Annotated in this window: 16 protein-coding genes; 2 read left to right on the top strand and 14 right to left on the bottom strand. The window is 64.8% G+C overall.

The genetic code is table 11. The features are described 5' to 3' along the window. Positions 1–67: 67 nt before the first annotated feature. From ACQR07_RS00730 to rpoZ, 10 genes are all read right to left on the bottom strand, one after another. Positions 68–1,117: a DUF2278 family protein gene (locus ACQR07_RS00730; protein ID WP_434900483.1), complete on the bottom strand. Its 1,050-nt coding sequence runs from the start codon at positions 1,115–1,117 to the stop codon at positions 68–70. Between the two features lie 152 nt (positions 1,118–1,269). Continuing rightward, the gene (gene recO / locus ACQR07_RS00725) at positions 1,270–2,022 is read right to left on the bottom strand and encodes a DNA repair protein RecO (RefSeq protein WP_434900482.1); all 753 of its coding nucleotides are present in this window, start codon (positions 2,020–2,022) and stop codon (positions 1,270–1,272) included. Positions 2,023–2,149: 127 nt separating this feature from the next. Beyond that, entirely contained in the window at positions 2,150–2,530 is a 381-nt protein-coding gene (locus ACQR07_RS00720; protein ID WP_434900481.1) for a hypothetical protein, read from the bottom strand. Positions 2,531–2,532: 2 nt separating this feature from the next. Beyond that, positions 2,533–3,450: a GTPase Era gene (era, locus tag ACQR07_RS00715; RefSeq protein ID WP_434900480.1), complete on the bottom strand. Its 918-nt coding sequence runs from the start codon at positions 3,448–3,450 to the stop codon at positions 2,533–2,535. Beyond that, positions 3,440–4,501 carry a ribonuclease III gene (gene rnc / locus ACQR07_RS00710; protein WP_434900479.1) on the bottom strand — a complete coding sequence of 354 codons (1,062 nt, stop codon included), beginning with the start codon at positions 4,499–4,501 and terminating at the stop codon, positions 3,440–3,442. Before rnc ends, era begins: the two co-directional genes overlap by 11 nt. Further along, positions 4,498–5,259, bottom strand: a complete 762-nt coding sequence (lepB, locus tag ACQR07_RS00705) for a signal peptidase I (protein ID WP_434900478.1) — start codon at positions 5,257–5,259, stop codon at positions 4,498–4,500. The genes rnc and lepB overlap by 4 nt, the downstream gene beginning before the upstream one ends. Before the next feature lie 289 nt (positions 5,260–5,548). Then, positions 5,549–5,968 carry a holo-ACP synthase gene (acpS, locus tag ACQR07_RS00700; RefSeq protein WP_434900477.1) on the bottom strand — a complete coding sequence of 140 codons (420 nt, stop codon included), beginning with the start codon at positions 5,966–5,968 and terminating at the stop codon, positions 5,549–5,551. Then, positions 5,965–6,753 (bottom strand): pyridoxine 5'-phosphate synthase, encoded by a 789-nt coding sequence (locus tag ACQR07_RS00695; protein ID WP_434900476.1) that lies wholly within the window; start codon positions 6,751–6,753, stop codon positions 5,965–5,967. Before ACQR07_RS00695 ends, acpS begins: the two co-directional genes overlap by 4 nt. 82 nt (positions 6,754–6,835) lie before the next feature. Next, positions 6,836–9,136 (bottom strand): RelA/SpoT family protein, encoded by a 2,301-nt coding sequence (locus ACQR07_RS00690; protein ID WP_434900475.1) that lies wholly within the window; start codon positions 9,134–9,136, stop codon positions 6,836–6,838. Between the two features lie 163 nt (positions 9,137–9,299). Beyond that, positions 9,300–9,692: a DNA-directed RNA polymerase subunit omega gene (gene rpoZ, locus ACQR07_RS00685; protein ID WP_006612728.1), complete on the bottom strand. Its 393-nt coding sequence runs from the start codon at positions 9,690–9,692 to the stop codon at positions 9,300–9,302. 353 nt (positions 9,693–10,045) lie between these two features. Between rpoZ and ACQR07_RS00680 the strand changes: the two genes are divergently transcribed. Beyond that, positions 10,046–10,690 (top strand): NYN domain-containing protein, encoded by a 645-nt coding sequence (locus ACQR07_RS00680; protein ID WP_434900474.1) that lies wholly within the window; start codon positions 10,046–10,048, stop codon positions 10,688–10,690. Beyond that, positions 10,671–11,357 (top strand): uracil-DNA glycosylase, encoded by a 687-nt coding sequence (locus tag ACQR07_RS00675; protein WP_434900473.1) that lies wholly within the window; start codon positions 10,671–10,673, stop codon positions 11,355–11,357. Before ACQR07_RS00680 ends, ACQR07_RS00675 begins: the two co-directional genes overlap by 20 nt. Before the next feature lie 154 nt (positions 11,358–11,511). On the opposite strand, the gene ACQR07_RS00670 is transcribed toward ACQR07_RS00675, so the two are convergent. The 4 genes from ACQR07_RS00670 to dapA all read right to left on the bottom strand — a co-directional run bounded on the left by ACQR07_RS00670 (position 11,512) and on the right by dapA (position 13,989). After that, entirely contained in the window at positions 11,512–12,090 is a 579-nt protein-coding gene (locus ACQR07_RS00670) for a peroxiredoxin (RefSeq protein ID WP_434900472.1), read from the bottom strand. Between the two features lie 67 nt (positions 12,091–12,157). Beyond that, positions 12,158–12,631 (bottom strand): SsrA-binding protein SmpB, encoded by a 474-nt coding sequence (gene smpB, locus ACQR07_RS00665; protein WP_434900471.1) that lies wholly within the window; start codon positions 12,629–12,631, stop codon positions 12,158–12,160. A gap of 1 nt (position 12,632) precedes the next feature. Continuing rightward, entirely contained in the window at positions 12,633–13,052 is a 420-nt protein-coding gene (gene mscL, locus ACQR07_RS00660; RefSeq protein ID WP_434900470.1) for a large conductance mechanosensitive channel protein MscL, read from the bottom strand. A 46-nt stretch (positions 13,053–13,098) separates the two neighbouring features. Further along, positions 13,099–13,989, bottom strand: coding sequence for a 4-hydroxy-tetrahydrodipicolinate synthase (gene dapA, locus ACQR07_RS00655; RefSeq protein ID WP_434900469.1), 891 nt, complete (start codon positions 13,987–13,989; stop codon positions 13,099–13,101). Positions 13,990–14,002 lie beyond the last annotated feature (13 nt).

Genomic DNA, 14,002 nt, shown 5'->3' with positions numbered 1-14,002 from the left:
CGTTCAGCCGCCGCGCCAGCAGTCGAGCCCGGGCCACTCGGGCCACGGGCTCGTTCTCCGATGCATCTCAGAGCTGGAACGGGATCGTCCGGCCCGGCTGCGCCGCCTGCTCCCTGGTGTACGACACGCCGTGCACCTTGACGCCCGAGGCATTCAACAGGGTGATGATGCCGCCCTTGTTGGACAGCGCCACGGGCGCCGCGATGGGAACCACCAGGGTGGCGCCGCGCCCGATCGTGCCCTCGAGTCGCATCATGTTCTTCTGTTTGTCCTTGATCTGCCAGCCGTCGAGATCGATGTCGATGTCGGCCGTGTTCAACAGGGTCACGGTCTCGTGCTCCGGCGTGCGCACGTCGTTGACATAGGCGGCGATGATGCGCACCAGCCCGTCGGGGACGTCCAGCGGCGGAATCCGATCGCGGTCCGGCGGCGTATGTGGCGCCTCGGGATGATCGGGATCGCGCGGGATGATGACCTCACCGCTCGTATCGTCCGAATGCCAGGCCTGGGTCTGGAATTTCAGGAAGATGGCGACCCATTGCTGCTGATCGGGAAACTCGAACAGCAGCCCACCGTCCTGCCAAGGGCCGTTGTCCTTGGCGTATTTTCCAGGCGGATTGCCCTGGTTGAAATGGATGTCGTGGATGCCACGGCCGGGCTTGAAGCCGAAGTACCGGTCGGCCTTGTCGGCCTCCGGTCCCCACGCGACGCCGAACGCGTAGATCAAGGCGGCCTCGTCCGACATCGCACGTTGCACGTAGGAGTCGATCTTCTCATTGAGGTCATTGTCGGGACCCGCGGCCGACAGCGGCAGCGGCTTGAGCTCCCAGGGCTGCATCAGATTGCCGCGGATGAAGTCGAGCGCGACGCCGCCCGGCTTGCTCGGCAGCGGATGGAGTCCCTCGGCAAAGCCCTTCAACCCGTCGATGATCGGATGCTCGAAGCGCGAGCGCACCAGGAACTCGACCTCGCTACCGTCCTGCGAGCGGACATTGATGGCGATGCGATAGAGCTCGCCATCGGCCGAGACCAGCACCTGATAATGGGGGCTGCCGCCGGTCGCGAGACGATTGTTGATCGGTCGTCCTTTGAGCAGCGAATAGTCTTTCAGTGGCATCGTTGCCTCCCGTTTTTCTCGGCGATGGTTCTGACGACGACGGCGCTCATGCACCGGTCGGCCGGTCCAGCCCCATGCAGACTACATCACCCTCTCGACGGGTCTGTGAACGAGATCACGCGCAAAGCGTGTTTAGCGGGACGCGAGAGCGATCAGCCGGCCGGGCGCGCCTGCCGCGCCCTGGCCCGCGTCACGGCGTTGATGAAGCCCTCGCGGGCATCCGAATGGCCCTGGCCGCGCGGCTCCAGCACGTGGCGCAACAGGAACAGGCCGGTCAGGCGGAAGCCGTCGGCGAGGTCCTGGTCGGACCAGCCATGGTCCTGCTCGCTCTCGCGCAGGAACGGCGGCAACCGTAGCAGCCGATCCGCCCACGGCGCACCGGCCGTGCGCGACACCGCGCCGCCGGATTTCGGCGACACATAGATCAGGTCCGTGGTTTCGCCCGTGGCCGCACAGGATTCCAGGTCGAGGCCGAAGCCGAGCTCGGCCAGGATCGCGAGCTCGAAGCGCACGATGTGGGCAGCGGCCTCGCCGGCGTCGTCAAAATCATCGAGCGCGTTTTCGAGCCGGAGATACATGTCCTCATGCGGATCACGCTCGGGCAACAGCCGCGCCAGCGCCGCCAGATGGGTTACGCCATAGGCGCCGTGCGAGGCGGACATCAGCCCGGCGGCGCGCAGGGTCAGCCCGTCGATGGCGTACATGCCGAGATGTTCGTCGAGCCGCGCGCGCCAGATCGCGCGCACCGTGTTGCCCGGCTGCAGCACCGGCCGCATGCGCTTGCCGCTGGCGCCGCGGACGAGGCCGAGATGGCGGCCGTGTTCGCGCGTCAGCAGCTCGAGCACGGCGGAGGATTCGCCGTGTCGCCGGATGCCGAGCACGATGCCGTCATCGGTCCATTCCATCGGACGAGCGGTCTCCAGGAGCCGAGCAACAGAACGTAGGGTGGGCAAAGCGCAGCGTGCCCACCATGCACAGCAACGCGAGCGTCGCCGTGGGCACGCTGCGCTTTGCCCACCCTACTCGACTTCATCACGCGTTGAACCAGCCGCGCGCGTCACCGGTGAACGAGTAGTACAAGCCCATCGTCGTCAACGCGCAGGAGATCACCTCGATGCCGGCATCGAGCGTCATGCCCTTCTCGCCGACGACCTGGATCAACGAGACGCTCGACAGCACCAGCGCCGCCAGCAGCACCCAGCGCGGCCAGTTCTTGCGCCGCTGCGCCGCCAGGTAGACGAAATAGAACATCAGCAGGATGACGACGCCGTTGAGAATGGTCTGCGCCGTGATCATGTCCTCGGTGATCTCGAACGTCGGCGTCCGATCCGACACGGCGACCGACAGCGCATCCAGCATCAGCGAGATGTAGAGCAGCACTTCGAACCACAACACGTTGCGCGGCACGCTCATCGTCATTCCCTGGGGAACTCAAGCCCCATTTCCCGGTAGCGGTCGGGATCGTCGCCCCAGTTCTCGCGCACTTTCACGAACAGGAACAGATGCACCGGCACGCCGGTGATCTCGGCGATTTCCTTGCGCGATTGCGCGCCGATCGACTTGATGGTCGCGCCGCCCTTGCCGAGCACGATCTTGCGCTGGCTGTCGCGCTCCACGAAGATCGTCTGCTCGATCCGGATCGAACCGTCCTTGCGCTCGGTCCAGCTGTCGGTCTCGACCGTGGACTGGTACGGCAGCTCCTGATGCAGATGCGAATAGATCTTCTCGCGGGTGATCTCGGCCGCGAGGTGACGCATCGGCGCGTCCGACATCTGGTCTTCAGGGTAATGGAACGGACCGGGCGGCACCATCTCCGCCAGTGCCCGCCTGAGGTCGTCGACGCCGTCGCCCGAGATCGCCGAGATCATGAAGGTGCGCGCGAAGGACAGCTTCTCGTTGGCCGCGGCGACCAGCGCCAGCAGCTTTTCGCGCGGCACCAGGTCGACCTTGTTGACCACGAGGATCTTCTCGTGAGCGACCGACGCCGCCTTGTCGATGATGGCCTGCGCCTCGTCGTCGATGCCCTTCTTGGCATCGAGCAGCACGCACACCAGGTCGGCGTCATGCGCCCCGCTCCAGGCGGTCGTGACCATCGCGCGGTCGAGCCGCCGCTTCGGCGAGAAGATGCCGGGCGTGTCGACGAGAATGATCTGCGACTGGCCTTCGATCACGATGCCGCGGATCAGCGCCCGCGTCGTCTGCACCTTGCGCGAGACGATCGTGACCTTGGAGCCGACCAGGGCATTGACGAGCGTCGACTTGCCGACATTGGGCGCGCCGATCAGCGCGACGAAACCGCAGCGGGTCTGCCCCGCTTGTTGTTCAGCCGTCATTGCTGCCGCCGCTCACGCCTTCGCGCTCGATCATGACAGATGCCGCCACCTTCTCGGCCGCACGTTTGGAGCCGCCGACGCCTTCGGCAGGCTCCAGGCCCGGCAGATCGACGGCGACGCGGAATTGCGGATCGTGATGCGGCCCGGTGCGCTCGACCTCGCGATAGACCGGCGTGGGCAGGCCCTTGCCCTGCGCCCATTCCTGCAACACGGTCTTCGGATCGCGCAGCGGGCGCCGCGGCTTGTGCATGCGCTCGGTCCAGTTGCGCTCGACGAAGCCGGCGGCAGCCGTGTAGCCGCCGTCGAGAAAAATGGCGCCGATCACCGCCTCGCAGACGTCACCCAGCACCGACTTGCGCAGCCGCGCGCCGGCGCCGGCGCCGACCGCGCCGAGCTTGATGTCATCGAGCAGGCCGAGCGACTTGGCCACGTCGGCGCAGCTCTCCTTGCGCACGAGATCGGCCAGCCGCTTCGACAGCTCGCCTTCATCGGCGCTCGGGAACGAGCGGTAAAGCATGTCCGAGACGATCAGGCCGAGCACGTGGTCGCCAAGAAACTCCAGCCGCTGATAGCTGTCACCGCGCTTCTTGGACGATTTCAGCGCCGACACATGCGTGAAGGCGGTGCTGAGCAGGGAGGGATCGGCAAAGTGATGCCCGATGCGCGCTTCGATCGCGGCGTTGGCGGCCTTGTCGGCCGCCTTCGCGCCCTTGGCAGCGCTGGTGCCCGCACTCTTGGCGCCGCTTCTGCCCTTCGCCTTGCTCCGCGCCGATTTGGCATCGGGCTGACCATCGGGCGACGCGGACACCGCCTCTGACAGGGGCTCGCGCACGCCGGCAACCGACTCGGATTGCATCTCGGTCAGCTTGGCCTCTTTCGCGTCGGTCTTGGTGTCAGTCTTCGCCTCAGTCTTAGCTTCCGACTTGTCAGACCGGGCCTCGGATTTCGGCCGCGACACAGACTTCGGCTCGGCGTCGAGCGCACCCGTGCCGGGTTGCGGGCTCGCAGCAGCGGCCTGTGTGGTCTGGATCTCGGGTGAATCGTCCGTCATCGCACGAATTTGAAAATACGGTTCCAACGCACCGCCACTGGCCAGCGCCAAATCGCCCAGGCGTGTTCGCCCTCGGCGATCGAGAAGAAGATCAGCTGAGCCCGGCCGACGATGTTCTCGAACGGGACGTAGCCGACCTGCGAGAGGAAGCGGCTGTCGGTCGAGTTGTCGCGGTTGTCGCCCATCATAAAGAAGTGGCCTGGCGGCACGGTGTAGACATTGGTGTTGTCGACATAGCCGTTGTCGACGCAATCCAGCGTCTCGTAGCTCACGCCGTTCGGCAGGGTTTCCTTCCAGCGCTTCACCCGGGCGGTCGAGTCGGGCTGACCGCAGGGATCCTCGCCGACGAAGTCACTGAGACGCTCGCGCTGCACCGGCTTGTCGTTGATGTAGAGCAGCCCTTCGCGCACCTGGATGTGGTCGCCAGGCAGGCCGATCACTCGCTTGATGTAGTCGGTGGTGTCGTCCTTCGGCAGACGGAACACGACGATGTCGCCACGGCTCGGCTCCGAGCCGAAGACACGCCCCGAGAACAGCGGCGGCGACAGCGGGATAGAATAGTGGCTGTAGCCGTAGGAATATTTCGAGACGAACAGGTAATCGCCGACCAGCAGCGTCGCCTTCATCGATCCCGAGGGGATGTTGAAGGGCTGAAACAGGAAGGTGCGGATCACGAGCGCGATGAGAAGCGCATGAACGACGACGCGAACGGTTTCGCCGACGCCGCTCTCAGTCTTGGTTCCGGAGGTCACGCTCATCGCTCTTTCACTGTCCCTTGGCGAACGGTCCGACGATTCGCCAGCCTTTGCAGAACACCCCTCCCGTCCCGCGAACAACCTAACGTTCCGCGGTTTAAGGGATTCTGTCCTGATTCTGGTGGTGAAGGCCAATCCCGGTATGACCCAGGACCCGCCCCTGCTGCAGTCGCTCGATTTGGCGGGTTTTAGACGACTGTTCCGGCCCGCGCAATCAACGGCCGCATCAAAACTCTATAACGTGCTGGAATCGATTGCATTTTTGTTTTTCCGGACCGAAGGCCACGATCGTTCAGGGCGGGTCGCGGCGCACGGCCGAAATTATGACGAAGGCTTGCGCCAGCGGCCAGTCGTCGGTGATCGACAGGTCGATGCGCGCCTCGCAACCTTCGGGGGTCAACGCCTTCAGACGTTCCGCAGCACCACCCGTGAGTTGCATCGTCGGCCGGCCACCCGGCATGTTGACGACGCCCATGTCGCGCCACCACACGCCATGGCGGATCCCGGTGCCGAGCGCCTTGGAGCAGGCCTCCTTGGCGGCGAATCGCTTCGCATAGGTCGCGACCACCATTTTCTCGTTCTTGGCCCGCCGCTCGGCCTTCGCGCGCTCGGCCGGGGTGAAGATGCGGTTAAGGAAGCGCTCGCCATGACGCTCGATCACCTCGCCGACGCGGCGGATGTCGATCAGGTCGGAACCGATGCCGATGATCATGCCGCGCGGCTCCGGCCGCGATCCATCGCCGCGCGCATGGTTCGCACCGATTCGCCGAGGCCAACGAACAGCGCCTCGCCCATCATGAAGTAGCCGATGTTGAGCTCGACGAACTCCGGCAGGGCCGCGATCTGCTCGGCGGTCGCATAATCGAGGCCGTGCCCGGCATGGACCTCGAGGCCGGCCGCATAGGCCTGCCGGGCGCCGGCCACGATCCGCTGCCACTCGGCCTCGGCCTTGTCATGATGACCATCGGTGATGGCATCGCACCAGCCGCCGGTGTGGATCTCGATCACCGGCGCACGCAGCCGCGCCGCCATCTCGATCTGGGCGGGGTCGGCGGCAATGAACAGCGAGACCCGGATCCCGGCCTCGCTCAGCCGGGCAATCGCGGGCGCCAGCGCGTTGTGCTGTCCCACCACGTCGAGGCCGCCCTCCGTCGTCAATTCCTCGCGCCGTTCCGGCACCAGGCAGCAGGCGTGCGGGCGGGTCGCGAGCGCGATGCGCACCATCTCCTCGGTGGCCGCCATCTCGAAGTTCAGCGGCTTGGAGATCTCGGCCTTCAGCCTGATCATGTCGTCGTCGCGGATGTGCCGGCGGTCCTCGCGCAGATGCGCGGTGATGCCATCGGCGCCGGCCTCGATCGCGAGCAGTGCGGCCCGCACCGGATCCGGACTGCGGCCGCCGCGGGCGTTCCGCAGGGTCGCGACGTGGTCGACATTGACGCCGAGGCGGAGCTTCGGAGGGTGTGATTTCGAAGTATCTGACTTCAAAGAATTGGACATGGGCCGGCTCGCAGAACTCTTGAAAACCATGCGCGTGGTTTAGCGCTATCCGGTGACGGAACGAAGCCGCCAAACCGGCAGATTAGCCATTCACGCGGTCGACCTTCGCCACGATGGTCTTGGCGCGCAGCTGGTTGATGATCGCCGAGAGATGCTTGAGGTCGTAGACCTCGAGGTCGATCGTCAGCTCGGTGAAATCGGGCGAGCGGCGGCTCATGCTGATGTTGTCGATGTTGCCGTCGTGCTCGGCGATCACGGTCGCGACCTGCGCCAGGCTGCCGGGCTCGTTGACGTTCTCCACCCGGATGCGCGCCGGAAAACGCTGCGGCGAGGTCTCGTCGACATCCCAGCGGACGTCGAGCCAGCGCTCGGGCTCGTCCTCGAAATCCTTCAGCGCCGGCGACTGGATCGGATAGATCGTGATCCCCTCGCCCGGCGTCACGATGCCGACGATGCGGTCGCCCGGGACGGCACCGCCATTGGGCGCGAACTTGACCGGCAGGCCTGAATTCAAGCCGCTGATCGGAATCGCGAACGGCCCGCGATGCGGCTCGGCCGCGGGCGGCGCCGCTGCCTTGGCCGCGGTCGTCGCCGCGGCAGCCTTCTTGGCGCCGTAGCGCACGACCCGCTCTTCCTTGTAGTCCGGATACATCGCGCGGGCGACGTCGGAGGCCTTGATCTCGCCGCGCCCGACCGCCGCCATGACGTCCTCGATCGAGGCCCGCGCCAGCCGCGGCAACGCGCCCTTGAGCTTGTCGTCGGCATATTCGAGCTTGGTGCGCTCGAACAGGCGTTCGACGATGCGCCGGCCGAGCCCGGCATATTGATCGCGCACGGCGGTCCGCGTCGCCCGCCGGATCGCCGCCCTCGCCTTTCCGGTGATGGCCAGCGTCTCCCAGGCCGACGGCGGCGCCGACTGCGCATCCGAGGTCAGCACTTCGACCTCGTCGCCATTCTGCAGCTCCGACGACAGCGCCGCGAACTTGCCGTTGATCTTGCAGCCGACGGCGCTGTTGCCGACATCGGTGTGCACTGCGTAGGCGAAATCGATCACGTTGGCGTGGCGCGGCAGCGCGATCAACTTGCCCTTCGGCGTGAAGCAGAACACCTGATCGTGAAACAGCTCGAGCTTGGTGTGCTCGAGGAACTCCTCCGGATTGGCGCTTTCCGACAGGATGCCGATGGTGTGCCGCAGCCAGGCGAAAGCGTTCGATTCGCGCTTGAGCAGCTCGGTCGGAGAACCGATGCCGTCCTTGTAGAAGGCGTGGGCGGCGATGCCGAGCTCGGCGATCTGGTCCATGTCCTCGGTGCGGATCTGCAGCTCGACGCGCTGATTGCCGGGACCGATCACCGTGGTGTGAATCGAGCGGTAATCGTTCTGCTTGGGCGTCGAGATGTAGTCCTTGAACCGGCCCGGAACCACCGGCCAGGTCGTGTGCACGATGCCGAGCGCGCGATAGCAGGACTCGACATCCGGCATGATCACGCGGAAGCCGAAGATGTCCGACAGCTGCTCGAAGCCGACCGATTTGCGCTCCATCTTGGTCCAGATCGAGAATGGGCGCTTGCGCCGGCCCGACACGCGCGCGGTCAGGCCATGGTCGCGAAACTTGCGCGCCAGCTGGCTCTCGATCTCGCCGATCAGGTTGCGGTTGCGCTCGGCAAGCGCATCGAGCCGCTGCATCACGACGCCATAGGCCTGCGCGTCCAGCGTCCGGAACGAGAGATCCTCCAGTTCCTCGCGCATCTCCTGCATGCCCATGCGGCCGGCCAGCGGCGCATAGATGTCGAGGGTTTCATCGGCGATGCGGCGCCGCGACGCCTCCGGCACGAATTCCAGCGTGCGCATGTTGTGCAAACGGTCGGCGAGCTTGACCAGCAGCACGCGGACATCGTCGGCGATCGCCAGCAGCAGCTTGCGGAGGTTTTCCGCCTGCTTGGCCTCGCGCGACACCAGCTCCAGCCGCTTCAGCTTGGTCAGGCCCTCGACCAGCGCGCCGATCTCCGGCCCGAAGAAGCGGTCGATCTCGGCGCGCGTCGCCTCGGTGTCCTCGATCGTGTCGTGGAGCAGCGCAGCGACGATGGTGGCGTCATCGAGCTTGAGGTCGGTCAGAATGGCCGCGACCTCGAGCGGATGGGTGAAATAGGGATCGCCGGAAGCCCGGGTCTGCGACCCATGCGCCTTCATGGCGTAGACATAGGCCTGGTTGAGCAGATCCTCGTTCGTGTCCGGATTGTAGGAGCGGACCCGCTCGACGAGATCATACTGCCGCATCATCCGCGAGCGCGGCTTTTGCGATCGCGGCCGCTCGGCCGACGGGGCTGCCACGGCCGGTTCGGCTGCAGCTTGCATCTGCGAAGGAGTGTGGCGCGAGACCACCATGAAAACTGTCTAAACCTTTATCTTTGGGAGCGATTCGGCGGTGCCCGCGCTCGATCCAGTTCTCCTATGGTAATCACGAAATCACGCCCAAATGCAAAGGCCCGGACGTGGTCCGGGCCTTCACAATCCCATAAGTTAATTTGAAGCCGCGAGTCTGACGAGGTTACTCGTCCTCTTCCGGCTGCTCTTCCGGCGGCGCGAGGCCTTCGAGGCCCTTGAGCAGCTCTTCCTCGGTCATGCGCTCGACGGCCACCTCGGTGTCGTCGGCATCGACGCTGGCGCCGGCCGAACCGATCAGCGGCACCGTGTCGGGCTCGGGCTCGTCGACTTCGACGAACTTCTGCAGCGAATGCACCAGTTCTTCCTTCAGATCCTCAGGAGAAATGGTCGAATCCGCAATTTCCCGGAGTGCCACAACGGGATTCTTGTCATTATCTCTATCAATTGTAAGTTGTGATCCAGACGAGATCATACGGGCACGGTGCGCGGCCAGGAGGACCAGGTCGAACCGGTTGTCCACTTTGTCGATGCAATCTTCCACGGTGACGCGCGCCATCGATTGTCGCTCCGGTCGGTTGTGTGCTTAATATGCTGATTATGTTGGGCTAGTTATAGAGGCTGACCGGGTTTCGCAAGGCCAAACTGGCGGTCGGCCTAGGTATCCGGCCGGCAGTGTCAATCCGGGGACTTGAACTGGCGGCCAGCCTGGTCCGCATAATAACGGGCATGGACAAGAAAACGCTTCATTGCGTCGTCACAACTGCGCCTTTGTTGCCCTGATCGCTTCCGTTTGCGGTAACCTCACACCAGACCGACCGCTCGACGCCTGCGCAGTATATCTTGAGATGGAAAGCGCGACCGACTCGAGTCGCGCCAAAAAACAGAAGCTAACTGAACGCGAGACACTGAATGTCATCTTCGACCAACAAGATTGCGCTCTTCATTGATGGCGCCAACCTATATGCAACGGCCAAGACGCTCGGCTTCGACATCGATTATAAGCGCTTGCTCAAGGAATTTCAGAGCCGCGGCACGCTGCTCCGGGCGTTCTATTACACGGCGATCATCGAGGACCAGGAATACTCGTCGATTCGCCCCTTGATCGATTGGCTCGACTACAACGGCTACACCGTCGTCACCAAGGCGACCAAGGAATTCATCGATGCCAGCGGCCGCCGCAAGGTCAAAGGCAACATGGATATCGAGCTCGCCGTCGATGCCATGGAGCTCGCCGAGCACATCGATCAGATGGTGCTGTTTTCGGGCGACGGCGACTTCCGCTCGCTGGTCGAAGCGATGCAGCGCCGCGGCGTTCGCGTGACCGTGATCTCCACGATCTCGAGCCAGCCGCCCATGATCGCCGACGAGCTGCGCCGCCAGGCCGACGTCTTCACCGATCTCGTGGAGCTGCAGTCGAAGCTCGGTCGCGACCCGTCGGAACGTCCCGCCCCGCGCGAGCCGCGCCACCATTCCCCGCAATTCCTGCAGCGCTCGACGACGCCCGCAGCACGGACCCCCACCACAACTCCGAACGATGAAGATTTCGAGGACTAGGCCCGCCAAGGGCGCGGTGCCCGCAAGCGACTCGTCATCGTCGACCGATCCGAATCGAGACTGCCCGTTGTGCCCGCGCCTGGTGGAATTCCGCGAGGCGCAGCGAGCGCGCGAGCCGTCCTGGTTCAATGCGCCGGTGCCATCGTTTGGCACGGCCGACGCCCGCCTGCTGATCGTCGGGCTGGCTCCGGGGCTGCAGGGCGCCAACCGCACGGGACGGCCGTTCACCGGCGATTACGCCGGCGAACTGCTGTATGGGACGCTGCTGCAATACGGCTTCGCCCGGGGGCGATTCGAGGCGCGTCCCGACGACGGGCTGACGCTGCTGGACTGCCGGATCAGCAACGCCGTGCGCTGCGTGCCGCCGCAGAACAAGCCGCTGCCGGCCGAGATCAACCAGTGCCGCACGTTTCTCGGCGCCACGATCGCCGCAATGCCGCGCCTGCGCAGCATCGTCGCGCTCGGCCGCATCTCGCACGACACGCTGCTCAAGCTGCTAGGGCTTCGCGCCGTCGCCGCACCGTTCGCGCATGGCGCCGTACATCAGGCCGGCGGGGTCAAGCTGTACGACAGCTACCACTGCTCACGCTACAACACGAACACCGGCGTGCTCACGACCGAGATGTTTCACGCCGTGTTCGCGCGGGTGAAGGCGGAGCTGGATTAGCTCTCATTGTGTAGTCGTAGGGTGGGCAAAGGCGCGCCCGGATCTTTGTCGTTAGCGTTGCTAGTTCGCGCGCCGTGCCCACCGCGGTCCCTCGCCGGCACCGCCGGTGGGCACGCGCCGCCTGATGGCGCCGCTTTGCCCACCCTACGTTGCCTCACGCGACGCGGTTGTCCTTCAACCACGCCAACACATCGCCTGCATTCCGGTCCGGCGGAAACACCGGATAGAACACGTGCGTGATGCGTGCATCGTCCACGATCAGCGCCAGCCGCTTGATCATGGTCAGCCCGGCGATCTCCATGGTCGGCAGCCGCAGCGCATGGGTCAGCTCGAGCGTCTCGTCGGACAGCACCGGAAACGGCAGATGCAGCCGCGACGCCATTTCGGTCTGGTAGGCATTGCTCTGCGTCGACAGCCCGAACACATGGGCCGCACCGGCCGCCTTCAGCTCGCCGAACAGATCGCGGAAGCTGCAGGTCTGCGGCGTGCAGCCGCGCGCGCCTGGAATCATGTCCCAGTCCTCGACCAGCGACACCTTGCCGGGCTCGCCGGTCCGCGGATAGGCAAACACGACGGTGCGCCCCGGCAGAGCCGACAAATCGACCAGCGTATCGTCGGTCGCGCGCAGGCCGATGGAGGGAACGGTCATCCCGACCAGATGATCAGCGGCGCCATCATCGATCGGCGCCGGAATCGTGCTCCAGTCGACGTGCAACAGATTCTTCTGAGTCATCGGATTGCTTCCCTGGCTCTTGCCTTCAGCGCCCGACCTCGGCGTCCGAGACCGCCTCGAGGCTCCGTCAGCCACGCGCCCGCAACAGCCGGCCCTTCTCACGGCCCCAATCGCGCTTCTTCTCGCTCTCGCGCTTGTCGTGCAGCTTCTTGCCCTTGGCCACCGCGAGCAGCAGCTTGGCGCGGCCGCGCTCGTTGAAATAGAGTTTGAGCGGAATCAGCGTCATGCCTTCGCGCTCGACCGCGCCCATCAGCTTGTGGATCTGCTTGCGATGCAGCAGCAGCTTACGCGGCCGCTTCGGCTCGTGGTTGAAGCGGTTGGCCTGCAGATACTCGGGAATGTTGGCGTTGATCAGCCAGATCTCGCCATCGCGCGAATCCGCATAGGATTCCGCGATGGTCGATTTGCCGCCGCGCACCGATTTCACCTCGGTGCCGGTCAACGCGATGCCGGCCTCGATGGTGTCCTCGATCGCGTAGTTGAACCGCGCCTTGCGGTTCTCGGCGGCGACGGTGATGGCGCGTTCTTTCTTCTCGGCCACGTCAGGCTTTCTTCAGGAGATCCCTGATTTCGGTCAGGAGCTCGACTTCGGCCGAGGGCTTCGGCGGAGCCGCGGGGGCCGCCTCCTGCTTGCGCTTCAGCTGGTTCATGCCGCGGATCACCATGAACAGCACGAAAGCAACGATGAAGAAGTTGAGCGTGATCGTCAGGAAGCTGCCATAGGCGAGGACGGCGCCAAGCTTCTTTGCGTCCGCCAGATTGGTCGCCTCGGCCGCCTTCTTCGACAGCGCGATGAAGTAGTTCGAGAAGTCGAGGCCGCCGGTGACGGCGCCGATGATCGGCATGATGATGTCGCCGACCAGCGAGTTGACGATGGCCCCGAAGGCCGCGCCGATGACGACGCCGACCGCGAGGTCGACGACGTTGCCCTTCATGGCGAATTCACGAAATTCCTTCAACATGTCCGTTTCCCCCTCAGACTTGCAAAGACCTCGGCCGGTTGGCCGTTCAGTTGATCAGCCCGGCGTGAACCATGGCGTCGCGCACGGCAATCCGGGTCGGCTCCGACACCGGCACCATCGGCAGCCGCAGCTTCTCGTCGATCTTGCCGAGCAGCGACAGCGCGTATTTCACCGGCGCCGGGTTGGACTCGATGAACAGGTTGGTGTGCAGCGGCATCAGCTTGTCGTGGATCTTGAGCGCCGCAGCGACGTCGCCCTTCTGCCACGCCGTTTGAAACTCCGAGCACAGCCGCGGCGCGACGTTCGAGGTCACCGAAATGCAGCCGTGGCCGCCATGGGCCATGTAGCCGATGATGGTCGCATCCTCGCCCGACAGCTGGTTGAAATCCTCGCCCATCGCCGCGCGCTGCTGCGAGACGCGCACCATGCTGGCGGTGGCATCCTTGACGCCTGCGATGTTCTTGAGCTCGAACAGGCGCTTCATGGTGTCGACGGACATGTCGATCACCGAGCGCGGCGGGATGTTGTAGATGATGATGGGAATCCCGATCGCGTCGTTGATCGCCTTGAAGTGCTGGTAGAGCCCTTCCTGCGTCGGCTTGTTGTAGTAAGGCGTCACCACCAGCACCGCATTGGCGCCGGCCTTCTCGGCATGCTCGGCGAGTTCGACGGCCTCCTTGGTGGAGTTGGAGCCGGCACCGGCGATCACGGGCACCCGGCCCTTGGCCTCGGCGATGCACCACTCGACGACCCGCTTGTGCTCGTCATGGCTGAGCGTCGGGCTTTCGCCGGTCGTGCCGACCGGCACGAGGCCGTGGGTGCCCTCGTCGATCTGCCAGTTCACAAGGCTGCGAAACGCCGCCTCGTCGACCGCCCCGTTCTTGAAAGGAGTGACCAAGGCGGTAAAAGAGCCTCGGAAATTCGTCTTGGCTGCCATGGAACTCCCTCCC

Origin of the sequence: Bradyrhizobium sp. HKCCYLS20291 (genome assembly GCF_051167715.1) — a bacterium.
Classification (GTDB): Bacteria; Pseudomonadota; Alphaproteobacteria; order Rhizobiales; family Xanthobacteraceae; genus Bradyrhizobium.
This window is presented reverse-complemented; position numbering and strand designations above follow the sequence as displayed.

Bases quoted from the DNA above. Each gene is read 5' to 3' on its own strand.
- acpS (WP_434900477.1), bottom strand. From the start codon at position 5,968: ATGATCATCGGCATCGGTTCCGACCTGATCGACATCCGCCGCGTCGGC.
- rpoZ (WP_006612728.1), bottom strand. From the start codon at position 9,692: ATGGCGCGCGTCACCGTGGAAGATTGCATCGACAAAGTGGACAACCGG.
- dapA (WP_434900469.1), bottom strand. From the start codon at position 13,989: ATGGCAGCCAAGACGAATTTCCGAGGCTCTTTTACCGCCTTGGTCACT.
- ACQR07_RS00690 (WP_434900475.1), bottom strand. From the start codon at position 9,136: ATGGTGGTCTCGCGCCACACTCCTTCGCAGATGCAAGCTGCAGCCGAA.
- era (WP_434900480.1), bottom strand. From the start codon at position 3,450: ATGACGGCTGAACAACAAGCGGGGCAGACCCGCTGCGGTTTCGTCGCG.
- ACQR07_RS00670 (WP_434900472.1), bottom strand. From the start codon at position 12,090: ATGACTCAGAAGAATCTGTTGCACGTCGACTGGAGCACGATTCCGGCG.
- lepB (WP_434900478.1), bottom strand. From the start codon at position 5,259: ATGAGCGTGACCTCCGGAACCAAGACTGAGAGCGGCGTCGGCGAAACC.
- ACQR07_RS00730 (WP_434900483.1), bottom strand. From the start codon at position 1,117: ATGCCACTGAAAGACTATTCGCTGCTCAAAGGACGACCGATCAACAAT.
- ACQR07_RS00695 (WP_434900476.1), bottom strand. From the start codon at position 6,753: ATGTCCAATTCTTTGAAGTCAGATACTTCGAAATCACACCCTCCGAAG.
- recO (WP_434900482.1), bottom strand. From the start codon at position 2,022: ATGGAATGGACCGATGACGGCATCGTGCTCGGCATCCGGCGACACGGC.
- ACQR07_RS00675 (WP_434900473.1), top strand. From the start codon at position 10,671: ATGAAGATTTCGAGGACTAGGCCCGCCAAGGGCGCGGTGCCCGCAAGC.
- ACQR07_RS00720 (WP_434900481.1), bottom strand. From the start codon at position 2,530: ATGAGCGTGCCGCGCAACGTGTTGTGGTTCGAAGTGCTGCTCTACATC.
- ACQR07_RS00680 (WP_434900474.1), top strand. From the start codon at position 10,046: ATGTCATCTTCGACCAACAAGATTGCGCTCTTCATTGATGGCGCCAAC.
- mscL (WP_434900470.1), bottom strand. From the start codon at position 13,052: ATGTTGAAGGAATTTCGTGAATTCGCCATGAAGGGCAACGTCGTCGAC.
- rnc (WP_434900479.1), bottom strand. From the start codon at position 4,501: ATGACGGACGATTCACCCGAGATCCAGACCACACAGGCCGCTGCTGCG.